This window comes from Phycisphaerales bacterium (genome assembly GCA_016699835.1).
Taxonomy (GTDB): Bacteria; Planctomycetota; Phycisphaerae; order Phycisphaerales; family UBA1924.
Genome location: CP064987.1, coordinates 83,642 through 105,118, shown reverse-complemented (window position 1 = coordinate 105,118; position 21,477 = coordinate 83,642). Strand labels below are relative to the sequence as shown.

General features: G+C 64.1%; 20 protein-coding genes. 14 read left to right on the top strand and 6 right to left on the bottom strand.

The genetic code is table 11. The features are described 5' to 3' along the window. Positions 1-45 precede the first annotated feature (45 nt). The 5 genes from IPK69_00395 to IPK69_00375 all read left to right on the top strand — a co-directional run bounded on the left by IPK69_00395 (position 46) and on the right by IPK69_00375 (position 6,807). The gene (locus tag IPK69_00395; GenBank protein ID QQS09128.1) at positions 46-885 is read left to right on the top strand and encodes an alpha/beta hydrolase; all 840 of its coding nucleotides are present in this window, start codon (positions 46-48) and stop codon (positions 883-885) included. 104 nt (positions 886-989) lie between these two features. Then, positions 990-2,660, top strand: coding sequence for a GH3 auxin-responsive promoter family protein (locus IPK69_00390; protein QQS09127.1), 1,671 nt, complete (start codon positions 990-992; stop codon positions 2,658-2,660). A gap of 106 nt (positions 2,661-2,766) precedes the next feature. Beyond that, positions 2,767-3,786, top strand: a complete 1,020-nt coding sequence (locus IPK69_00385; GenBank protein ID QQS09126.1) for an ABC transporter ATP-binding protein — start codon at positions 2,767-2,769, stop codon at positions 3,784-3,786. Continuing rightward, positions 3,783-4,880: an ABC transporter permease subunit gene (locus IPK69_00380; protein ID QQS09125.1), complete on the top strand. Its 1,098-nt coding sequence runs from the start codon at positions 3,783-3,785 to the stop codon at positions 4,878-4,880. Before IPK69_00385 ends, IPK69_00380 begins: the two co-directional genes overlap by 4 nt. A 301-nt stretch (positions 4,881-5,181) precedes the next feature. Continuing rightward, complete coding sequence (locus IPK69_00375; GenBank protein QQS09124.1) at positions 5,182-6,807, top strand: DEAD/DEAH box helicase; 1,626 nt, start codon at positions 5,182-5,184, stop codon at positions 6,805-6,807. 79 nt (positions 6,808-6,886) lie between these two features. Here IPK69_00375 and arsM read toward each other — a convergent pair whose 3' ends face one another. Genes arsM through IPK69_00360 form a run of 3 tightly spaced genes read right to left on the bottom strand, consistent with a single transcriptional unit; the run spans position 6,887 to position 8,775 of the window. Continuing rightward, entirely contained in the window at positions 6,887-7,855 is a 969-nt protein-coding gene (arsM, locus tag IPK69_00370) for an arsenite methyltransferase (GenBank protein QQS09123.1), read from the bottom strand. Between the two features lie 12 nt (positions 7,856-7,867). Then, on the bottom strand, positions 7,868-8,365 hold the full coding sequence (locus IPK69_00365) for an arsenate reductase ArsC (GenBank protein ID QQS09122.1): 498 nt from the start codon (positions 8,363-8,365) through the stop codon (positions 7,868-7,870). After that, a complete protein-coding gene (locus IPK69_00360; GenBank protein QQS09121.1) occupies positions 8,362-8,775 on the bottom strand; it encodes a helix-turn-helix transcriptional regulator in 414 nt (137 codons plus the stop codon). The genes IPK69_00365 and IPK69_00360 overlap by 4 nt, the downstream gene beginning before the upstream one ends. Positions 8,776-8,893: 118 nt before the next feature. Between IPK69_00360 and IPK69_00355 the strand changes: the two genes are divergently transcribed. The 3 genes from IPK69_00355 to IPK69_00345 all read left to right on the top strand — a co-directional run bounded on the left by IPK69_00355 (position 8,894) and on the right by IPK69_00345 (position 10,983). Next, entirely contained in the window at positions 8,894-9,508 is a 615-nt protein-coding gene (locus IPK69_00355; protein QQS09120.1) for a class I SAM-dependent methyltransferase, read from the top strand. A gap of 21 nt (positions 9,509-9,529) precedes the next feature. Next, positions 9,530-10,045, top strand: coding sequence for an SRPBCC family protein (locus IPK69_00350; GenBank protein QQS09119.1), 516 nt, complete (start codon positions 9,530-9,532; stop codon positions 10,043-10,045). Positions 10,046-10,260: 215 nt separating this feature from the next. Beyond that, positions 10,261-10,983, top strand: a complete 723-nt coding sequence (locus IPK69_00345; GenBank protein QQS09118.1) for an O-methyltransferase — start codon at positions 10,261-10,263, stop codon at positions 10,981-10,983. Between the two features lie 9 nt (positions 10,984-10,992). On the opposite strand, the gene IPK69_00340 is transcribed toward IPK69_00345, so the two are convergent. Both IPK69_00340 and IPK69_00335 read right to left on the bottom strand, forming a co-directional pair. Then, a complete protein-coding gene (locus tag IPK69_00340) occupies positions 10,993-11,214 on the bottom strand; it encodes a carbon storage regulator (GenBank protein ID QQS09117.1) in 222 nt (73 codons plus the stop codon). 159 nt (positions 11,215-11,373) lie between these two features. Beyond that, entirely contained in the window at positions 11,374-11,667 is a 294-nt protein-coding gene (locus tag IPK69_00335) for a NifU family protein (protein ID QQS10374.1), read from the bottom strand. A 31-nt stretch (positions 11,668-11,698) separates the two neighbouring features. On the opposite strand from IPK69_00335, the gene IPK69_00330 reads away from it, so the two are divergent. From IPK69_00330 to IPK69_00320, 3 genes are all read left to right on the top strand, one after another. Continuing rightward, positions 11,699-13,183 carry a hypothetical protein gene (locus tag IPK69_00330; protein QQS09116.1) on the top strand — a complete coding sequence of 495 codons (1,485 nt, stop codon included), beginning with the start codon at positions 11,699-11,701 and terminating at the stop codon, positions 13,181-13,183. Between the two features lie 45 nt (positions 13,184-13,228). Next, positions 13,229-14,644: a dihydropyrimidinase gene (gene hydA / locus IPK69_00325; GenBank protein ID QQS09115.1), complete on the top strand. Its 1,416-nt coding sequence runs from the start codon at positions 13,229-13,231 to the stop codon at positions 14,642-14,644. Positions 14,645-14,787: 143 nt separating this feature from the next. After that, the gene (locus IPK69_00320) at positions 14,788-16,143 is read left to right on the top strand and encodes a Spy/CpxP family protein refolding chaperone (protein QQS09114.1); all 1,356 of its coding nucleotides are present in this window, start codon (positions 14,788-14,790) and stop codon (positions 16,141-16,143) included. A 94-nt stretch (positions 16,144-16,237) separates the two neighbouring features. Here the strand turns inward: IPK69_00320 and IPK69_00315 are convergent, their stop codons facing one another. Further along, positions 16,238-16,636: a 2Fe-2S iron-sulfur cluster binding domain-containing protein gene (locus IPK69_00315; GenBank protein ID QQS09113.1), complete on the bottom strand. Its 399-nt coding sequence runs from the start codon at positions 16,634-16,636 to the stop codon at positions 16,238-16,240. Between the two features lie 352 nt (positions 16,637-16,988). On the opposite strand from IPK69_00315, the gene IPK69_00310 reads away from it, so the two are divergent. The 3 genes from IPK69_00310 to IPK69_00300 all read left to right on the top strand — a co-directional run bounded on the left by IPK69_00310 (position 16,989) and on the right by IPK69_00300 (position 21,407). Then, the gene (locus IPK69_00310; GenBank protein ID QQS09112.1) at positions 16,989-17,345 is read left to right on the top strand and encodes an RNHCP domain-containing protein; all 357 of its coding nucleotides are present in this window, start codon (positions 16,989-16,991) and stop codon (positions 17,343-17,345) included. A gap of 57 nt (positions 17,346-17,402) precedes the next feature. After that, complete coding sequence (locus IPK69_00305; GenBank protein QQS09111.1) at positions 17,403-17,975, top strand: RNA polymerase subunit sigma; 573 nt, start codon at positions 17,403-17,405, stop codon at positions 17,973-17,975. A 1,203-nt stretch (positions 17,976-19,178) separates the two neighbouring features. Further along, complete coding sequence (locus IPK69_00300) at positions 19,179-21,407, top strand: PQQ-binding-like beta-propeller repeat protein (GenBank protein ID QQS09110.1); 2,229 nt, start codon at positions 19,179-19,181, stop codon at positions 21,405-21,407. The last annotated feature ends 70 nt before the right edge of the window (positions 21,408-21,477 follow it).

The following is a 21,477-nucleotide window of genomic DNA, read 5'->3' as shown; positions in this document are numbered from 1 at the left end:
GTGGATACCAAGGTGGGGGTAGGCCAAGGCCTATCATGGGCGAGCATGTCGGTCGCGGCCTCCAAGCCACATCGTTCTGAGGAAGACTCGTCGGTCGTGCTCGTCGGCCTGGCGGGGAAGCCTGTCCGTGCGCGGGTGAGCGCGCAGGGCGAGGGCTCGCCTGTGGTTTTTCTGCATGGGTTGGTGGGGCTGAACGATCACTGGGAAGAGGTGGTTCGGGGGATCCGGCACAAGGCGCGGTGCTGCCTGCTGGAGTTGCCGCTGCTGAGTTTGAGCGGGGACGATTGCTCGATCGATGGCGCGACGGAGTTGACGATCCGGTTTTTGGAGCGGCACCATCGCGAGGGGTCGACCGGCGATTCGCGGCTGCCTGTGCTTGTGGGGAACTCGTTCGGCGGGCACGTGGCGCTGCGGATCGCGGTGGAGCGGCCTGATCTTGTGCGGGGGCTTGTGCTGGCGGGGTCGAGCGGGCTGATCGAGAAGAGCATGGTGAGCGACATCCAGATCAGGCCGAGCCGGGAGTGGCTGACTCGGAAGATCGGGGAGTTGTTCTTCGACCAGAGCAAGATGAACGCGGCGGACGTGGACCGGGCGCACCAGGAGTTGTCGAACCGGTCGGGGGCGCGGGCGATGGTGAAGTTGTCGCGGTCGGCGCGGCGGAACCATCTTGGGGACAAGATCGGACGGATCTCGGCGCCGACGCTTTTGATCTGGGGGCGGCAGGACATCGTGACGCCGCCCGAGGCCGCGCATGGGTTCCACTCTCAGATTCGTGGGAGCCGGTTGGTTTGGTTTGAGCAGTGCGGGCATGCACCGATGATCGAGGCTCCGGAGCGGTTTGCGGAGTCGATGGTGGAGTTTTTGGAGGAGTTGGATCGGAAGTAGGGTGGGAAGACACCGCTCTGGAGAGCGGTGCTGTTGAACATGATCACCGCTCTGGAGAGCGGTGCCACCAAGAGTGTGCCTTGCATCTTGATGATGGGGGATTCGTGGCTGGGGCACCTCGAACGGCGTTTGGGACGATGCTGGGGGCGGGGATGCGGGGGTATCTGACGCCCCGGATCGGGCTGCTTGGTGATGAGCGGCATTGGCTGCGGAACAGCGCGGGGATCCAGCGGGCGCAGTTGCGGAACCTGCTGCTCGCGGCGAAGGACACGGAGTTCGGGAGGACGCACGAGTTCGCGAAGATCGCGGCGTTGTCGAACGCGCGGATTCTTTCGGCGTATCGCGAGTGTGTGCCGATCGCGGACTGGTATGTGTACAAGGACATGATCGCGCGTATGCGCGAGGGGGCGGAGCCCGATGTGCTGTGGCCCGGGCTTGTGCGGGACTTTGCGCAGACGAGCGGGACGACGGCGGGGGACAAGTTCATTCCGGTGTCGAAGGAGATGCTGCGGTCGAACTTCCGGGCGTCGTTGGACATCTTCGCGCACCTGGCGCGGTTCGGCGTGCCGCTGACGCGATTGACGTCGGGGAAGGCACTCTTTCTTGGCGGGTCGACGGATTTGTCGACGAGCGAGAAGGGGGTGCGGACGGGGGACTTATCGGGGATTGTGACGCCGCTCATTCGCTGGCCGGTGAGCGAGGTGTATCTGCCCGGTCCTGAGGTGGCGCTGATGAGCCATTGGCCGAGCAAGATCGAGGCGATGGCTCGGGCGTGCGTCGATCAGGACGTGCGGATGGTCTGTGGGATGTGCAGTTGGGCGTTGGTGCTCTTCGAGCGGATGATGGAGTTAGCGCGGGAGAAGGGGCGAATAGCGGAGACGTTGCGGGATATCTGGCCGAACTTCCTGGCGTTTGTGCACGGAGGCGTCAAGTATGCTCCGTTTGATCCGCGGGTGCGGAAGGCGTGGAGCGGGACGGCGGAGGGGGCGGATGTGCCGACGCGGCTGGAGTTGTATCCGGCGAGCGAGGGGTTTTTGGCGATCCAGGATCGGCGTGGGGATCCGGGGCTGAGATTGCTGGTGGACCTTGGGAACTTCTTTGAGTTTGTGCCGCTGGAGGAGATCGGGTCGGCGAACCCACGGGCGTTCGCGGCGGACGAGGTGGAGCGGGGGGTGCGGTATGTGGTGGTGATGACAACGTGCGCGGGGTTGTGGCGGTATGTGCTGGGTGACGTGGTGGAGTTTGACACGGTGCCTGGCGGGCTTGAGGGTGATGGGGTGCGCGGCGAGGGGCGTGGGGCGGCGCGGCTGCGGATCGTGGGGCGGCACAAGCACTTCATCAATGCGTTTGGCGAGAACCTGATCGTCGAGCACATTGAGACGGCGGTGGCGGCGGCGGCTCGGGCGGCGGGGGTTGTGGTGGGCGAGTTCACGGCGGCGCCGGTGTATCCGGGGGAGGAGAACGGCATCAAGCGGCGGGCGGGGCTGGAACTCGCGGTCGAGGTGGAGGGCGGGGCGAGCGACGGGGCGATGGCGGCATTCGGGCGCGCGTTCGATGAGTCGCTCAAGGCGCAGAATGTGGATTACACGACGAAGCGGACGGATGGGTTGGGGATGGGCGAGCCGACGATCACTCCACTGAGAGTTGGTGCGTTCCATGAGTGGATGAAATCGAGGGGGAAGTTGGGGGGGCAGCACAAGTGCCCGCGGTGCACGAATGGGCGAGAGATACTCGAGGCGGTGGTGGGAGTGGATCGGGTTGGGGTAGGGAAGTAGGGTAGATCGCTCGTGAGGTTGGTAGGTTCCGAAGCCCGCCTCTGGAGAGGCGGGCCACCTTGGAGGGCCACCATGGCGGGCCGCCTTGGGGTCCAACAATGGTGGCATGGAGCACGCGAATGCCGGGGAATGGCTTGTTGACCTGACGGGTGTGGAGAAGGTGTATCGGGGCGGGTGGGGGAGGCGTGGGCGTGTGCACGCGCTGCGCGGGTGCGACTTTCGCGTTCGGCGGGGCGAGGTCTTCGGGTTGCTCGGGCCGAACGGTGCGGGGAAGAGCACGCTCGTCAAGATCATGATGACGGTGATCCGCGCGACGCGGGCGACGGGTACGGTGCTGGGGAAGCGGATCGGGGATCGCGAGGCGATCTCCAAGATGGGGTATCTGCCCGAGCACCATCGCTTTCCGGATTATCTCACGGGCGAGCAGATGCTGCGATATTCGGCGGCGATGGCGGGTGTTGACTTGCGAGCGCGGCGGTCGCGGGCGAAGGAGTTACTGGATGTAGTGGGGATGGGCGAGTGGGGCAGGAAGCCGCTGAAGTCATATTCCAAGGGGATGCGTCAGCGGGTGGGGATTGCGCAGGCGCTGATGAACGATCCGCTGCTGGTGGTGCTGGATGAGCCGACGGATGGGGTGGATCCGGTGGGGCGTCGGGATATTCGTGTGCTGCTGCAGAAGTTGCGAGACGAGGGACGGACGGTGATCCTGAACTCGCACCTTTTGAGTGAACTGGAGATGGTGTGCGATCGCGTGAGCATTCTTGTGCAGGGGCGGGTCGTGAGCCATGGGACGCTGGACGAGTTGACGTCGGGGAAGCGCGGGTTTGAGGTGGAGGCGGTTGGAGGAGCGGCGCGGGAGACGCTGGAGGCGAGCGCGAAGGCCGCGGGCGTGACGTGGGAGATCGGCGCTTCGAACGGCGTGGCGCGGGCGCGGCTGGAGACGACGGATCTCGCGGTGGTGCAGAGGGTGATCGATGGAGTTCGGCGCGAGGGAGTGTCGATCCGGACGGTGCGCGAGGTGCGGCCGACGCTGGAGGATTTGTTCATCGAGGCGGTGTCGGACCCGACGACGGGGAGGGCGCTTGGGCCTGGGGCGAAGATGGATGGGAAGGAGGGGCGCCAGTGAGCACGGGTATGAAGCGAGCGGGGATCCAGACGTGGGCGATGTTTGCGGATGCGTATCGCGAGTTGAACAGCAAGAAGTTGTTCTGGATCTCGCTGGGGATTTCGGGACTTGTCGTGGTGATCATGGGCCTTCTCGGCATTGACGAGGAGGGCATCTCGATCGGGCCATGGCATCTCGGGTTTGGGATGCTGAACTCGTCGGTGCTCACGCCTGGAGATATGTACAAGCAGGTGTTTGTGAACCTGGGGATCGGGGTGTGGCTGAGTTGGGCGTCGGTGATCCTGGCGCTGGTCTCGACGGCGGGGATGTTCCCGGAGTTTCTGGCGAACGGGGCAATCGACGTGTTGCTCTCGAAGCCGATCGGGCGGATGCGGCTGTTTCTCACGAAGTATCTGACGGGGCTGATGTTCGTCGGGCTTCAGGTTCTGGCGTTCACGCTGGCGTCGTTTCTGGTGATCGGGATTCGGGGCGGGGTGTGGGAGTTTGGTTTGTTTGTGGCGGTGCCGCTGGTGACGCTGGTGTTCTCGTACTTGTTTGGCGTGATGGTGCTTGTGGGGGTGTTGACACGGTCCACGATCGCATCGCTTTTGATCACGGGGATCGTGTGGTTCGTGTTGTTCCTCGCGAACTCGGCGGATGGGATCGTGGTGCATCAGCATGAGTTTCAGTTGATGCGTGTGGAGGCGATCGAGAGCAAGTTGAGGGACCTGCCCGCGGACTCGACGAGGCGTGCGCGCACCGAGGAGGATCTGGAGAAGGCCAGATCGTCGGCGGAGACATGGGGACTGTGGGCGACCGGGATGCGGATGGGGAAGACGGTGCTGCCGAAGACGACGGAGACGGTGGATGTGATCTCTCGCGTGGTTCGCTCGTCGGCGAACCTGCCCGAGTCGAATGAGGAGTCGAATCTCGCGGACCGCGACCTTGGGCCTCTGGGGGCGAGGATGTCTGAGCGTGACCAGCGCGCGTTGCAGAAGCGACTCGAGGAGCGGTTCCGGGCGAGGCCGTTGTGGTGGGTGCTGGGGACGTCGGTCGCGTTCGAGGCGGTGGTCGTGGGGATCGCGGCTGGGTTGTTTGTCCGGCGTGATTTCTAGTGCGAGTCGCCCGGCTCGCGATTTCGAGTTCCCGGACTTGAGAGTTGGTTCGCTGAGGCGATTCGGTTGATTTCGGTTTTGGTCGCCTGCATCGCCTATACTCGTGTATCGCCGGTGGCCTCGCGTGGGTGTTCCGAAGTTCTTCGGGCGTCCACACTCGCGAGAATCCGCTGGCACGCTCGCCGGCGTACTCGGCGGGTGTTCGCCCAGCCGGCCACTCCTGCACCATTTCCAACTGGTTCCGGATTTGCCCAAGTCATGCCCCGCGGCTTTTTTGCCGCGTGGTGATGGAGATCGTTCTTTGACCACGTTTGCAGACCTGAAACTCTCGTCCCAGATTCTCAAGACCCTCGACGCGGAGGGATATCACACGCCGACACCGATCCAGGCGAAGGCCATTCCGCCGCTGCTCGAGGGGCGCGACGTGCTTGGGTGCGCGCAGACGGGGACGGGGAAGACGGCGGCGTTCTCGCTGCCTCTGATCGATCGACTCTCGGCGACCCGTCGTGGGGAGGTCGAGGGTGCGGCGAAGAGCGATTCGAACGAACGGGCGAAGGGTTCGTCCAAGGGTGACTCGCGGCGTGCTCGTGCGCTCATTCTCGCGCCGACGCGTGAACTCGCGGTGCAGATCGAGGAGAGCATCCGCACCTACGGGCGTCACTCGGGCCTTCGTCAGGTGGTGATCTACGGCGGAGTTTCGCAGAGCCGTCAGACCCGTGCTCTCCAGGCTGGCGTGGATGTCATCGTCGCGACGCCGGGGCGACTGCTTGATCTCATGGAGCAGGGGTATGTCGATCTGAGCGGCATTCGGTTCTTTGTGCTTGACGAGGCGGATCGCATGCTGGACATGGGGTTCATCGAGCCGATCCGTCGGATCGGGCGGCAACTCCCGAAGGAGCGTCAGACGCTGCTGTTCAGCGCGACCATGCCGGCGAATATCCGTGACCTGGCGAGGGCGATGCTGAAGGATCCAGTGACTGTGTCGGTGACGCCGGTGGCTTCGGCGGCTCCGCTCATTGAACAGACGCTGTACCACGTCCCTGGGGAGCAGAAGCCGTCGCTTCTGGCGCATCTGCTTCTTGATGCGAAGATCTCGCGGGCGGTTGTCTTTACGAAGACGAAACATGGGGCGGACAAACTCGCCAAGCGGCTTTCTCGCGAGGGAACGGCGGCGGATTCCATCCACGGGAACAAGTCGCAGAGCCAGCGTCAGCGGGCGCTCGACGCGTTCCGTGGCGGGCGTGCCCGGGTGCTCGTGGCGACGGACGTTGCTGCTCGCGGGCTTGACGTTGATGGGATCTCGCACGTCTTCAACTACAACCTTCCGATGGAGCCCGAGGCGTATGTGCATCGCATCGGCCGCACGGGTCGCGCGGGCGCCACGGGGCACGCGATCTCGTTCTGCAGCGGCGATGAGCGGGGGCTGCTCCGAGCGATCGAGCGGCTGGGCGGGAAGCCGATCCCGGCCTCGAAGTTGCCGAGTGACTTTGTGCCGCAGCACACGCCTCTTGAGCGTGGTGAGCATGTTCATGAGGCCCGTTCCGATCGACCTGGGGCGTCGCCTCGTCATCGGTCCACGCCTCCGGCCACGAAGAAGCCGTCGGGGAAGCCGCATGGTGGGCACGCTCACACCGAGAAGCCGCGATCGGACCACTCGCCTTCGGTCCAGGGGTCGTCAGGGGCGATGAAGAGTGGTCGGCCTCCTGGTGGCAACACTCATCTGCATGCCGCGCCGAAGCACTCGGGCAAGCCGACGCCGCAGCCGACTCACGGACAGGACCGTCGTGACGCGGGCAAGGCGGGAGGGAAGCCAGGGATGAAACAGGGGACGAAGTCTGGGCAGGGGCACGGGCATCACCCCAAGGCCAAGCCTCACTCGTCTGCTCGTCGGGCGGGCAAGGGGTTTAGCCGTACCTCGTCGCGCTGAGCGGCTGAGCGAGAGTTCCTGAACATACAGGCCATGGGCGTGCCACGTGCGCCCGTAGCCTGTGTGCGCGCATGAGGGTTCAACTGGGCTTTCGTGCGGTGATGTCGAGGCTCACGACGTAGTCGCTGATTGCGGTTCCGGCGGGCAACGCGCTCGCGATCTTCTGGTAGAGCGGGTCCTGCCACTGGGTCATGGCCTCGATGTACTGCGGCTTGGCGGTGAGTTGGATCTCTGAAAATCCCGCCGACTCGATCGCGGCTTGGACTTCGGAGACAAGTTCGGCGCCCGCCACGCACCCGACGAGTGCTTCGAGGTCGTCGCGGACGCTTTGCGGCAGGGGCTTGGCGAGCGCGAGATCGGAGACAGCCGCTCGGCCGCCGGGTTTGAGCACTCGGGCGATCTCTCGCCAGACCTGGCGTTTGTCGGGTGAGAGATTGATGACGCAGTTGGAGATGGCGACATCGACGGTCGCGTCGGCGACGGGGAGGTGCTCGATCTCGCCGAGACGGAACTCGACGTTGTCGAGGCCGCTCCGCTCGCGGTAGTTCGAGAGGTTGCGCCGCGCCTTGGCGACCATGTCGGCGGTCATGTCCACGCCGATCACTCGTCCGTTTCTGCCGACGCGGGGGCCCGCGATGAAGCAGTCGAACCCGCCTCCAGAGCCGAGGTCGAGCACGGTCTCGCCGGTTTTCAAGGAGGCGAGGGCTGTGGGATTGCCACAGGAGAGGCCCATGTTCGCGCCGTCGGGGAGTGCGCTCAACTCTGATTCGGAGTATCCCACGGCGATGGCGACCTGATCGGGCGTCAGCGTTGTTGGGCCGCAGCACCCGCCGCCGCCGGGTGAGTCGCTGCAGCATGAGTCTGAGTTGGATTTCATGTGGGCCGAGGCCGGCCTCACGCCCGACCATTGGCCGCTGCGGGCGATCTCGGCGTAGCCCTCGCGTACGGCGTCACGGGTGCGATCCGCTGTGGCCCTCGTGGAGGTCGCGGAGCCATTGCCGCCGCAGCAGTCGGGTCCACAGCCGCAACCATTCTTCGATTCTGACATCGTGATGCTCCTTCAGCTTAAACGTGGTTCTGAATACACGGCCTTGCTCTTGAGATCGTTCATGAGCCCCGGCAGCGTGTGTTCCACAAACTCTCGGATCTCGTCTCGCACGCGCCGGTAGTGGGGCATTGCTTCCTCATCGGTCGATGCGGCTGCGGCGAGGCGCGGGGGATCGTCGAAGCCGTGGTGGACCACTCGTGTTCGTAGAGAGTGTCGAAGGAACGCGGGGCAGTTTTCGTCGGCGTGGCCGCAGACCGTGACGACGAGGTCGAGTGTTACCGGATCGCATGCCTCGACGGTCTTGCTTGTGTGCCCCGAGATGTCCACGTCGCGCTCCTGCATGGCTCGCACGGCGAGTGGGTTCACACCATGGGGAGACGTGCCGGCGCTGCAGGCGTCGATCCGATCGCCGAGCAGGTGACGAGCCCAGCCCTCGGCCATCTGGCTGCGGCAGGAGTTTCCCGTGCAGAGGAACATCACGCGCGGACGCGTGTGTGGCTGCGAAGTCATGAGATCTCCCCACAGTGGCCGCAGGCTTTCACGCAGCAGGTTCCGTCGGCGCACGCGTCGGCAGGCTTCAACTCTTCGATCGCCTCGGCGATGGCGCGGAAGCGTGTGGCGAGGGCCTCTGCATCGGCGGTGTACCAGACGGTGCGTCCCTGCTTTTCGGCGTGGAGCATCCCCGCGCTGGCGAGGGTGGAGAGGTGGCGAGCGACCATCGAGAAATCGATGGAGCAGCACTCGGCGACTTCTGTGACTGAGCAGGCGCGGGCACATTTGAGGAGGCATGAGAGCAACCGGGCCCGTGTTGGCTCGGCGAGGGCCCGCATCATGGCGGGATCGAGGACTCGGTCCAGGCGTGCCCGCTGGCGATTCGCGGCCTTGGGCGTGCGTGAAGTACGTTGGATTATTGACGCCATGATGCAAGTATGTGCCAGTGGGGTAATGAAGTCAAATCGCCCCAGGAACACCATGTCGAGACCGCCCTATTGGCGGCCGACACCTGACCGTGGTATCAGTTGAGTCCTACGGTCGGGCATGTCCACAGAGTTCTGGAATGAGCGATATGCCGGCGAGGATTTGGTGTATGGGGATGCGCCGAACACGTTTCTTGCGGCGAGTGCCGGGCACATGCCCAAGGCCGGTCTGGCTCTCGACCTTGGCGCGGGCGAGGGGCGGAACGCGCTCTTTCTCGCGTCGCTTGGGCTTGACACGACCGCGGTCGATCAGAGCGAGGTTGGCTTGGCCAAGGCCCAACGCCGCGCCCGCGATCGGAAACTGACGCTCCACACCACGGTCGCCGACCTGAACGTGTTCGATCCACCGCTGGCGACCTTTGATGTGATCTCGTCAATCTTCGTGCACCTTCCATCGCCACTGCGTTCGCGCGTGCTTCGGCGTCTTCCGACGTGGCTCAGGCCCGGCGGGGTCTTCATCCTGGAGTCGTATGCCCCGGACCAGATCGAGCGTGACACCGGTGGACCCAAGGATCCCGACATGCTCGCGCCGCTGGAGTCGATTCTCGCCGATCTACGCGTGGGCGATCCCTCGATCACGATCATTCATGAGGCGTTGCTTGTTCGCGAAGTCATTGAGGGGGCGCACCATTCTGGAGAATCGTCGGTGGTGCAGATGATTGCGAAGAAGGCCTGAAGTTTCACGTTGGAGGATTGAATGGCCTGTAGCGACGCGACCCAGAGCACCGTGAGAGCACTCGCTCCTGTCTGCTTCGCCTGTCGTCGGCGTTCGCGCACGACACTCCAGGAGATCGCCGACGCCATTCTCGACCTTGAGAACTGGTCGTCATTCACGGGGTGGGGGCCGCTCCCTGGTATCCGCTCGGCACGCTTTGTCACACGCAGCGTTGAGTTCGTCGGCACGGTCTTTGCCGTCACCGATACGCGTGGCGATACCTACACCGAGTCCATCACCAGGTGGGACCCGGAGACGATCCTCGAGATCCGCATGGATGGCTTTGTGACGCCGCTCTCGAACCTCTCGACCCATTTCTTCGAGCGGTGGACGATTGAGCATGACTCGGGCGCCTCCTCGAGCGAAACGGGGATGCCCGTTGTTGTGCGGTCGTTTGAGATGTATCCGAAGTCGAGGATCGCGCGGCCTGCCCTGTGGTTCATCGGGCAGATGATGCGGCGGGCGGTCGATCGGCACTCCGCACGAGTGCTCGCTTGAAATCGTGAGTTCTTGATTCGCGCCTGGGTTCAGCCCTCCATGCCACAACACCTTCTCGAGGGTGTGCGTGGTTGCACGCCGCAGACGAAGACTGCGGATATCTGTGCGATTGTCCTGGGCCCTCCCTGACGGTCGGGCTACTTGCTATGGACTGCCTCGTGACGTATGAGTCTGTTGTAGAGTTTTCTTGCCCAGGATTCAACAAAGGAGTTCCGATGTCTCTGCCGACCATGCCACCCGAACTCGACGCCTGGCAGGCCTTTGGCACGCGTGTCGATGACCTGTTGTCTTCCACGCTTGGCGGGAGCGACGCTGCGTTGGATCGGTGCCTTGAGCACTCGGCGCGAGAGGGGCTGCCGGCGATCAGCGTCTCGCTGCAGCAGGGTCGATTTCTTGGGCTGCTGGCATCGGCGATTGGGGCGAAGCGCATTCTTGAGATCGGCACACTTGGCGGGTACTCCACGATCTTTCTCGCTCGGGCGCTGGCCTCTGGGCCTTTGGCTCGGGTGGTTTCGCTCGAACTCCACCCGCACCACGCGAGGGTCGCCCGCGAGAATCTCGAGTTTGCGAAACTCGCCGATCGCGTTGAGGTGGTCGTCGGTCCCGCGATTGAATCGTTGGGCGTGCTCGCGAAGGGTCATGATCCTGGCGCGCCCTTTGACGTAGTGTTTATCGATGCGGACAAGGAGAACATCGCGGCGTACTTCGATCTGGTAGTGCCGCTGACGCGCCCGGGCGCGCTCGTGATCGTGGACAACATCGTTCGTGATGGCGAGGTGGTGGACGCGACAAGCACCGACCCGCGTGTGCGGGGCGTGCGTCGATTTCTCGAGAAGATGAAGACCGAGACTCGCGTGCAGGCCGCGGGGATTCAGACGCTGGGGAGCAAGGGGTATGACGGATTTTCGATCGCGCGCGTTCTCAACCCCAAGGGTTGAGATTGGGGATTACTCGCCTGTGCCGCTGGGCTTGATCGTGGCGATCACTTCGGGGGCCTGGGCGACGATCTGCTCGGCGATCTCGCGGCGATGGATCTCCACGTCGCGTGGAAACTCAAAGGCGAGGCGTACGCGCTCCCCTTTGACCGAGGCGACGCGAACAACCCCGATGGGGTTTCGCGGGTCTCCAATGACGACTTCCTCACCCTCACGACGCGTAATAACAAGCATGGCACCACTCCCATCCTTGGGGCAAGCAAGCCCAAGTCACCACCGTCATTAGGTTATACCACGTAGTGCCCAATCGTGAAACGGGTTACGCACGAATTTGTCGCGCAAGTCTCGCCGATTCGTCCGAGAACGGGGTGGATCGTTTGGCTGTGGTTCGGTTCAGTCGACCGCCTTGACCCGGAGCGACTGGCTCACGTGGGCTTTGAGGTTTCGCTCGATCCCGCTCTGGAGCGTGATGGCACTCGAGGGGCAGCCGACGCAGGCGCCGTGGAGACGGATCTCGACGACGCCGTCGGGGGTGATGTCGACGAGTTCAAGGTCGCCTCCATCGGCCTGTACGGCGGGGCGGATCAGGCGGATGACCCGCTCGATTTTCTCGCGGAGGTCGCTTGACGGGGTTTGGACGGACGATTCCACACCAGATGGTAGGAGTTTCAGGTGAGTCAAGGCCATGGCGGCTGTTTGGGCGATACGGTTGGGGCGCATGACGCATCTCCATCTGGCGCGGAAAGGACTCCTCCCGCTCACCATCGTGTCGCTTCTGCTTGCCGCCTGCTCGTCTGGCGGGAGTGACCGCTCGCTTGCTCAAGCCGAGACGAATGCGAAGGGGACGGCCCGGTCGCCCGGGATTGCTCCGCCTCGGATGGTGACGGCGAGCACGGACGAGCCGAGTCCGTTGTGGGAGCCCCGGATCGCGACGGATCGGCGTGTGCGCGCGTTCAATCAGGTTCTGGCGTCGGGCGACGTTCGAGAGCGTGGCGAGTTGCGGGCGCAGGTTGCGGCGAACCTTCCCACGGAGCCGCGGCGCGAGATGGTCGTGGCGATGTCGATGGCGGCTGGGGAGGGTGGGTGGACCGAGTGCACCGTGCCGCTGCTTCGCAGTCTTGCTCGTCCGCTGCGTGGAGTGGAGGACGCGACGAGGTCGGAGGCGGTCGCGCTCTCGAGGCTGCATCCGGAGCGGTCGCTGGTGGATCTTGCCGAGTTAGCGGTTGTGGATCCGTGGTCGGTGGTGCTGGGTGCGGATGGCGTGGGTGGCGGGTTGTCGGAACCCGCGGTGCAGGCCGAGTGCTGGGGGTTGCTTGTTCGGCTTGATCCGTCGATGGAGCGGGCCGCGGCGCTGCTTGGTGAGGGTGGCGCGTCGTCGCTCGCGTTGATTGCCTTGTTCCATGAGCAGACCGGGATATTCCCATATACATCGACCGATTTTCTCTGGGCGACTCAACTGGGCGCGATGCGGGAGCCTGGCGGGACCCTCGAGCGTCTGCGTGAGCAGGTCGATCGTCATGGGCTCCGCGACATTGATGGCGGGCACCTTGAACTTCGGCATGTGCCCGCGATTGAGGCTCTCTCGTCGATCAATGAGTCGTGGCTGTCGTTGTCGTCGCAGCGACTGGCGATTTTGCTCGATGTGCGGCTGAAGCGTCGGATGGGTCACAGGCGTCAGACATCGCCGGGCGAGCAGATCACGCCTGAGGATTGGGCGACGGCCCGGGGGCGTCTGTCTCGCGCCGACCTGTTGCTGCTGCTTGCGATCGACCTCACGCTTGATGACCCGATGTTGCGTGAGGATCTTTTCAGGCAGGTTGAACTCGATCGTGGCGATCGGACGACTGAGTATGGCGGGCTGATGTTTGCCGCGGATCGGGGAGAGCCAGCCCGTGTGATGTCGTTCACGCCTCGGCCGGCGGAGCGGCTGGGGGATCGTCGATTCGTAGCGTCGACGGACATGCTCAGGGCCGGGGCGTTGGCGCTGGCGCACTATCACTTTCATGTTCAGTCGGCGGCGAGCGATGAGTATGCAGGGCCAAGCGAGGGGGACCTCGAGTATGCACGGACCTTTGCGCGGGCGTGCGTGGTCTTCACGAGCCTGGGGCCTGATGGGGCTCGTCTCAATGCCGACTGTTACTTCCCCGATGGGACTGTCGTCGATCTTGGTGAGATCGGCGCGGGTGAGACGCCACGCGATTGACGGCACGGCATAGCAGTTCGCGACATTCACGGGAGAACGCGAGACGTGAGATTTGACACGATTATCTCCGGGGGGACGGTTCACACGGCGGAGTCGTCGTTTGTCGCGGATGTCGGGGTTGAGAAGGGCCTGATTGCCGCGATCGCGGCTCCTGGATCGTTGAGTTCGCCGGGTGCACGCGTGATCGATGCTTCGGGGAAGCACGTCATTCCTGGCGCGATCGATGTCCACGTGCATCTTGCGCTGCCGTTCTGTGGGACGGTTTCCTGCGACGACTTTGAGCATGGATCCAGGGCCGCGGTTCATTCCGGGATCACGACGGTGATCGATTTTGCGATTCCCTCCAAGGGGGAGTCGCTCAAGGACGCCCACGAGACGTGGATGGCGAAGGCTCGCGGGAAGTCGCTTGTTGATTTCTCATGGCACATGGCGCTCACGGACCGCGGGCACATCGAGGAGATCCCCGAACTCGTTGAGATGGGCCTTCCGACGTTCAAGGAGTTCATGATCTATGAGAGCGAGGGGTGGAACAGCGACGATGCGATGCTGTATGCCACGCTCGAGAAGGTGCGTTCGCTGAGCAACCGCGAGGATGAGCCTCGGGCGATGCTGCTGCTTCATGCGGAATCGCCACGGATTCTTGATTTGTTCATCGGGCGTCACCACACGCCCGAGAAGATGAAGGCTTTGGGGGCGCGGCTGCACGCGATCACGCGGCCCAATGTCGTTGAGGCTGAGGCGATCGAGCGGGCGATCCGGTTCGCTGAACACACGCGGGGCGCGTTGTACATCGTGCACATGTCGACGGGCGAGGGAACGGACCTTGTCAAGGCTGCGCGAGCGCGGGGCGTGCCCGTTTTGGCCGAGACGTGTGCTCAGTACCTTGTTCTCGACGACTCCGTGTTCGAGCGTTCCGATGGGCACCTTTATGCCTGCTGCCCGCAGGTGAAGAAGGCGGGCGACATCGATCGGCTCTGGCGGGGGCTCGGCGATGGCGAGGTTTGTGTCGTCTCGACCGACACCTGCTCGTTCACACGTGAGCAGAAGGCGATGTGGAACGGCGATTTCACGAAGATCCCGATGGGCCTTCCTGGGCTCGACACCATGGTGCCGATTGTGTACACCTTTGGTGTGCAGGCCGGGCGGATCACGATGAATCGTCTCGTTCAACTTTGCTGCACGAACCCTGCACGCGTCATGGGGCTGGGCGACCGCAAGGGGACCATTGCGCCGGGGTTCGATGCCGACCTTGCGATCATCGACCCGGCGGCTTCGCTGACGGTGGACCCGAAATCGCTCTATTCCAAGGCCGACTGGTCGCCGTATCAGGGCATGACGCTCCATGGATTCTCGTCGCTCACCATGGTCCGTGGGACTGTGGTCTATGAGAATGGGAAGCACGTTGGAACGCCTGGGCATGGGCAGTTCGTCTCGCGTTCGGGTCCAGGGCGGCTGAACTGATCTTGAATCTCCAACGGCGTGGGGCAATCCGGCGAAGAATCCAGCGTTCCACATTGGGTCTGACTCTGGCGCGGCGTACGGATGCCGCACGCGAACTGTCTCGCCGGTCTTTGAAGATTCACCCGGCTTAGGAGCAACCTCGAATGTCATCTCGCCTCAATCGCACGATTCTCACGGTCTCGGCCTCTTTTGCACTGGCTTTTTCCGCCCATGTTCCCGTCGCCTTTGCCCAGGAGGAGGCGCCTGCCCGTCAGCCCGGTGCACGTCAGCCCCGCGGCAACGGCAACGGGAATGGTGATCAGGCGCAGCCCGGGCAACGCGGCGGTCGTCGCGGCGGGGGGCAGGGGATGGGTGTTTCTGGTGGTGGTCGCATGATGGGTGGTCCGGGCGGCATGCAGCGCGCCACCATCACGCCCCGGAACATCGACCGATACGCCGAGATTCTCGCGCTCACCGACGATCAGAAGAGTGCCGTGGACACGCTCTTCGACGGCTACCGCGGGCGCGTCGAGTCCATCCAGGAAGAGTCTCGCGAGAAGATGCGTGAGATGCGGGACGAGATGCGTGAGGGTGGTGGGGGAGGCGACGGCTCCGGGTTCGCGAAGTTCCGCGAGACCATGGAGGCCGCCCGCAAGCAGACCGACGAGGCCGAGAAGGCGTTCTTCGGCGATGTTCAGTTGATTCTGACCGAGCCACAGGCGGCGTTGTGGCCCAAGATCGAGAAGGCCCGCAATCGCGACGCCTCGCTCCCTCGCGGGAGGCTGAGCGGCGAGAACGTTGACCTCTTCGAGATCGTGGATGATCTCAATCTCGTGGAGGCGGAGAAGTCTCCGACCGTGGCGGTGCTGGACCAGTACGAGACCGAACTCGACCGTGAACTCACGGCGCGGAACAAAGTGTATGACGAGGTTGCCTCGAAGGTCGGCGAGATGTTCCGCGATGGCAACGCCGAGGCGGCCCAGGCGGAGATCGAGAAGGGTCGTGCCGCGAGCGTCCGCGTCCGCGACCTCCAGCGCCGGTATGCCGACAAGGTGAAGGCTGTTCTTCCCGACGCGTCCAAGGAGGCCTTTGACACGGCCTTCAAGAAGGCGAGTTTCCCGCGGGTGTATCGCACGTCGTCGGTGGGCCGCATGCTCGATGGCGCGGAGAAACTCTCGGATCTGACCGCGGATCAGAAGACCCAACTTGCGGAGATCAAGGAGGCGTACGCCAAGGCGGTCGCGCCGATGAATGATCGACTTGCGAAGGCCGAGGAGGCCAACGAGATGGCGTTCAACATCGGGAACATGCCGTTCGGGCGGCGGGGCGGCGGCGGCAACGCGGACGGCGAGCAGTCGGCCGAGCAGAAGGCGATGAGCGAGGCGCGTCAGGCCAAGCGCGATCTCGATACCCAGTATCAGGACCGCATCGAGAAGGTTCTGACGCCCGCGCAGAAGGAAAAACTGCCTCGCGGCGGACGCGGCGGGCAGAACGACGAGCCGGGCATGCAGATCTTCTGAATCTCCTTCAACATACGACATCACACGCACGCACCGGCCCTCGCTGGTGCGTGTTGTTTTTCTTGATGTGTGACGGAAGGGAGACGACCGTGATTCAGTGCGGGACTTCCTTGACCGCGTTGCGATTCCACGCGGGGACGCGGACCACGATCGGCTCGACCGGCTGGCGCTCGATGGTGCACTGGCAGGCCAGGCGGCTGTTGCGCTGCAGGCCCGGCGCTTCCTCGACGCGGTCCTCCTCGGCCTCGGTCGATTCGCTCAGGCACTTTCCCCCCGACTCGATGTAGATATGGCAGGTCGAGCAGGCGCAGACCCCGCCGCACGCGTGCTCGATGTTGATCCCGTGGTCCATCGCGACCTCGAGGAGGTGCTCGCCTTTGGCGGCCATGACCTTCCACTCGCGCTGGTCCTTCCCGGTCAGGCCGAGCGGGTCCTCAAGGATGAACGTGACCGGAATATCGGCCGGCCCGTGTTCGACATCGGAATGGCGCATGTGCATCGACCGACTCTAGCGCGCAGGCCGACCCTGGACCCTCGAGCCACACTGGTCGGGTCTGCGTGCGCGTCCTAAACTGCGGGCTGATGGCCGCCATTGCCTAACCATCACGCGATCCTCGGCAGGCTTGATTCCTGTTGCTTTCGCCCGGTCCGTTGACGCCCGGCGCTCGAACGTGGTCTGCATGCGTTCGACTGCGGGTGTGTGCAACGCCTGCTTGGATCGCTCGAGTCTTCTTCCATCACAATCCACGCCGTGCGATGTACTCCCATTGGAGACTCCATCGCCTCTCATCGATTCTCCATGCCCTGCGGCGTCACTGCCGCGGGTGTTCGACGCATCCATACCCATGTCACACCACACGCGTTCCCACAACAACGCATTCACGTGCACCACCTGCAAGTTCACTTCGCCCGAGGCCACCTTCGGCACCAAGCATCGCAACCACTGTCCGCGATGCCTCTGGTCGCGTCATGTGGACGAGAGCACCGGCGACCGCAAGGCCGCGTGCAAGGCGCCGATGGAACCGATCGCGATCGAGGTCCGCCCGCACGGCGAGTGGGCGATCGTTCACCGCTGTACGGGGTGCGGCACGCTTCGCACCAACCGGATCGCCGGCGACGACTTTGAGCGGGCGCTGCTTGCGTTGGCGCTTCGACCGATTGCGAACCCGGCGTTTCCGATCGACGACCTTCGTGGGGCCTAGGTTCGGACTGATCGGCGCCCTTCACGTGGGTTATGCCGGTGACAATATCATGTGTCTATGGCGGTTTCGGACGACACTCCCGCGCTCACGCTGATGCTCAACGAGTCGCTTTCGGACAAGGAGCGTTTGGAGCGGCTGGTGCCGTCGGTGTATGCGCATCTTCGGGCGACGGCGCAGGCGGCCCTGGCAATGGAACGGGGGGAGCACACGCTGCAGGCTACGGCGCTGGTGCACGAGGCGTACCTGAAGTTGGTGGGGGAGCGCGAGGTGCCTTGGGCGAATCGAGCGCATTTTTTTGCGGCGGCCGCGGAGGCGATGAGGCGGATCCTGATCGATCATGCGCGAGCACGATCGGCGGCAAAGCGGGGTGGCGACCGGAGCCGCGTGCCGATGTCGCTGGTTGATCTCGCGGACTTTGCGGATCCTGTAGAAATCCTGGCGCTCGACGAGGCGTTCTCACGCTTGGAGCGGGAGGAGCCCGAGGTGGCGGCGGTGGTCCGGCTGCGCCTCTTTGCGGGGCTGACGGTGGATCACACGGCGCGGGCTTTGGGTGTGTCATCGCGGCAGGTGGATCGGCAGTGGGCGTATGCACGGGCGTGGCTTGCCCGGGCTATTGATGGAGAGGCATGAGCGCACCGGTACGCACCAAGGTCCGTGAGGTCTTCGCCGAGGCGATCGAGGTTTCGGCGGAGGGGCTCGCGGCGTTTCTGGATCGCTCGTGTGCGGGGGATGCGGTTTTGCGACGCGAGGTGGAGTCGTTGCTGGCGGCGAGGGCTCGGCGTCCGGGGTTTCTGGGTGCGCCGACGGGTGAATCGATAGCGAGTGAGGTTGTTGTTCCCGGGGAAGGACCGGGGACTCGGCTGGGGGCGTACAAGATCCTGGAAGAGATCGGGCATGGCGGGTTCGGGACGGTCTATATGGCCGAGCAGGAGCATCCTGTTCGGCGACGTGTTGCGCTCAAGATCATCCGCCTGGGGATGGACACGAAGGCCGTGGTGGCCCGGTTTGAGTCGGAGCGTCAGGCGTTGGCGCTCATGGACCATTCGCATATTGCACAGGTGTTTGATGCGGGTGCTACCGAGACTGGGCGGCCGTACTTTGTGATGGAACTGGTTCGCGGAGAGCCGATCACGTCGTATGCGGATCAGAATGACCTACCGCTTCGGGAGCGGTTGGATCTGTTTGTGCAGGTGTGTCACGCGATCCAGCATGCGCACTCCAAGGGTGTGGTGCATCGCGACATCAAGCCCGGGAACGTGCTTGTTTCGACGCGAGATGGCCGGCCGCATGCCAAGGTGATCGATTTCGGCATTGCGAAGGCGACGCGTTCGCGTCTGACGGATCGCACGCTCTTTACGGAGTTCCATCAACTCATCGGGACACCCGAGTACATGTCGCCCGAGCAGGCCGGGGGTGCACCTGATATTGACACGCGTTCGGACGTGTACAGTCTGGGCACGTTGTTGTATGAGTTGCTGACGGGTGTGACCCCGATCGATGCGACGACGCTGCGGTCTGCGGCGTACGACGAGATGCGGCGAATGATCCGCGAGGTGGAGCCACTGGCGCCATCCACTCGCCTGTCACGGGCGCGGTATGCGAGCATCGCATCGACCCGGCACAACGAGCCGCGGCTGCGATTGGCGTCTGGTGTTTCAGGTGATCTCGATTGGATCGTGATGAAGGCGCTCGAGAAAGATCGGTCGCGTCGGTATCAGACGGCGTTGGCGGCTCTCGGAGGACGTGCAACGGCATCTCTCGGGGCAGGCGGTCGAGGCGGCCCCGCCATCGCTCGTATATCGGGTCCGGAAGTTTGCGAGACGGAATCGGGCCTTGGTCGTCGGTGGGGGTGCGGTGGTGGTGGCGCTTGTGCTGGGCGTCGTCGGGACGAGCCTTGCGCTCGTCGAGGCCGGTCGGGAACGAGCGAGCGCGGTGGAGCAGACGGAGCGGGCCGAGGCGGCGGAGGCGATGGCTCTGCGTGGGAAGCGTGAGGCGGAGTACGAGGCCTACATCGCGAACATCGAGGCGGCGTCGGGTGCGCTGGAGTCGAACGACGCGGCTCGGCTCCGGGCACGACTCGACGCGTGCGTGACCGAACGTCGCGGGTGGGAGTGGCGGTATTTGAACGCGGCTGGTGATACCAGTGTGATGGTGATGCCGCACCCCACGAGTCCGGTCTCTCGCGCGGTGTACAACCGCGAAGGCACACGGATCGTGACCGCTTCTGGCGATGGGAAGGTACGTGTGTTTGATAGCGAACGCGGGGCGGAGCTGATCACGCTGGCGTCTTCCGAGCCGATCCGCGGAGATGTGGCCTTTAGCGACGATGGATCGCTGGTGCTTGGTGCGACGATCGCGGGTCCGATCCATGTGTGGGATTGGATATCGCAACGCGAGGTGGCGGTGTTGACGGGTCACACCGCGCGGGTGCGATTCGCCTCGTTTCTGGGGGACGGTCGGATCGTGTCGGCGTCGGAGGACTCGACGGTTCGCGTGTGGGACGTGCGGAGCGGTGGCGAGTTGCGAGTCTATCCGCACGGGGGCAAGGTTCTCGATGCGGCGGTTTCGCCGGATGGGCGTCGTCTCGCGACTGGGTCTGATGAATGGTTAGTTCGGGTGTGGAATCTGGATCACGACGCCGAGCCGATTGTGTTTCGTGGGCACGACAAGGACGTTCGGCGGGTGCGCTGGAATCGGGAGGGGACACGGGTGGTGTCGGCGTCTGTGGACGGCACGGCGCGAGTGTGGAACGTCGAGACAGGCGTCGAGGTTGCGCGATATGTGCATGAGACGGGCGTGAACTATGCGGAGTTCAGCCCCGATGGGACGCTTGTTGCGAGTTGTGCCTTCCAGGGGTCGCCGCAGGTGTGGAACGCAACGACGGGTGAGCGTGTGTTCTCGTTGGAGGGGCACACGAACCTGGTCGTGCGCGTGCGGTTCAGCCCTGATGGGCGGTGGATCCTGACGAACTCGTATGACACGACGGCGCGGTTGTGGGAGGCGGCGACGGGGACGGAGCGGTCGTGTTATCGTGGGCATAGCGAGACGCCGTTTGTTGCGGAGTATTCGCCTGATGGCAAGCGTGTCATGACCGGGGGGGATCGCACCGTGCGGATGTGGGAGGTCGGGCAGGACTCTGCACGGAGCCTCATTGCATCTGCACGGCCTGATCCCACGGTTGTTCGGCTGAGCGAGGACGAGAACCGGATCCTGGAGGTTGGCGATGGCCGCGTGCGTGTGATCGATCGTGGCGATGGGCACGAGACCATGCTGTCTCCTGCGCCTGAGTATGCCGGCGGTGGCGTGATATCACGCGATGGGTCTCGAGTGTTCGCCGCGTTTGAGGATGGTGTGGTTCGCTCATGGATCCTGGCGGGCAATCTGCCAGGCCCCTCGCTCGTGGGGCATTCGGGAATCGTCAACTGCGTTGAGGTCAGTCCTGACGGCCGACGAGTGGTCACCGCGGGCTACGACAGGACGACCCGGGTTTGGGATGCAGATATTGGAAGGGAAGAGTTACGATTCGATGGACAAGGTGGCTCGATCACGTCCTGTACGTTTGACCCCGTGGGAGGACGGATCGCGACGGGGGGCGGTAAGGGTGAGTTGTGCGTCTGGGACGCGCGTACGGGGGCGTCGCTGCTTCGGTTTCGCGCGCATGAGTATCAGATCTTGTCTGTTCGCTTCAATGGCGACGGGACGCGGATCTTGAGCACGTCGAATGACACGACGGCCCGCGTGTGGGACGCGTCGACTGGACGAGAACTCCTTGTGCTTCGCGGGCATGGACATTCTGTCCTTGATGGAGCGTTCTCGCCCGATGGGACTCGCCTCGTGACGTGCTCGGCCGATGGCACGGTGCGGTTCTGGGATGCGGCGAACGGGCGTCAGGTTCTGTCGATCAGGGTTCGTTCGGGTGGCGTCGGTGCCGTGCAGTTCACGAGAGACGGGACGGGGCTCTTCTACGCCGAGACATCGGGTCGGGCGTATGTGCTGGACAGTGTTTCAGCGCGGGAGCGGGGGCGACAACGGCGCTCGGGCGACGAATCGCCGTCAAGGTAGGCATTCTCAGTTGATTCTTTGGCGCTCGGCAGGCTCGTTCCCGCTTGGTGTTGCGGGCGATGCGCGGCAT

Bases quoted from the DNA above. Each gene is read 5' to 3' on its own strand.
- IPK69_00395 (QQS09128.1), top strand. From the start codon at position 46: ATGTCGGTCGCGGCCTCCAAGCCACATCGTTCTGAGGAAGACTCGTCG.
- IPK69_00385 (QQS09126.1), top strand. From the start codon at position 2,767: ATGGAGCACGCGAATGCCGGGGAATGGCTTGTTGACCTGACGGGTGTG.
- arsM (QQS09123.1), bottom strand. From the start codon at position 7,855: ATGTCAGAATCGAAGAATGGTTGCGGCTGTGGACCCGACTGCTGCGGC.
- IPK69_00365 (QQS09122.1), bottom strand. From the start codon at position 8,365: ATGACTTCGCAGCCACACACGCGTCCGCGCGTGATGTTCCTCTGCACG.
- IPK69_00360 (QQS09121.1), bottom strand. From the start codon at position 8,775: ATGGCGTCAATAATCCAACGTACTTCACGCACGCCCAAGGCCGCGAAT.
- IPK69_00355 (QQS09120.1), top strand. From the start codon at position 8,894: ATGTCCACAGAGTTCTGGAATGAGCGATATGCCGGCGAGGATTTGGTG.
- IPK69_00350 (QQS09119.1), top strand. From the start codon at position 9,530: ATGGCCTGTAGCGACGCGACCCAGAGCACCGTGAGAGCACTCGCTCCT.
- IPK69_00345 (QQS09118.1), top strand. From the start codon at position 10,261: ATGTCTCTGCCGACCATGCCACCCGAACTCGACGCCTGGCAGGCCTTT.
- IPK69_00340 (QQS09117.1), bottom strand. From the start codon at position 11,214: ATGCTTGTTATTACGCGTCGTGAGGGTGAGGAAGTCGTCATTGGAGAC.
- IPK69_00335 (QQS10374.1), bottom strand. From the start codon at position 11,667: ATGGCCTTGACTCACCTGAAACTCCTACCATCTGGTGTGGAATCGTCC.
- IPK69_00330 (QQS09116.1), top strand. From the start codon at position 11,699: ATGACGCATCTCCATCTGGCGCGGAAAGGACTCCTCCCGCTCACCATC.
- IPK69_00320 (QQS09114.1), top strand. From the start codon at position 14,788: ATGTCATCTCGCCTCAATCGCACGATTCTCACGGTCTCGGCCTCTTTT.
- IPK69_00315 (QQS09113.1), bottom strand. From the start codon at position 16,636: ATGCGCCATTCCGATGTCGAACACGGGCCGGCCGATATTCCGGTCACG.
- IPK69_00310 (QQS09112.1), top strand. From the start codon at position 16,989: ATGTCACACCACACGCGTTCCCACAACAACGCATTCACGTGCACCACC.
- IPK69_00305 (QQS09111.1), top strand. From the start codon at position 17,403: ATGGCGGTTTCGGACGACACTCCCGCGCTCACGCTGATGCTCAACGAG.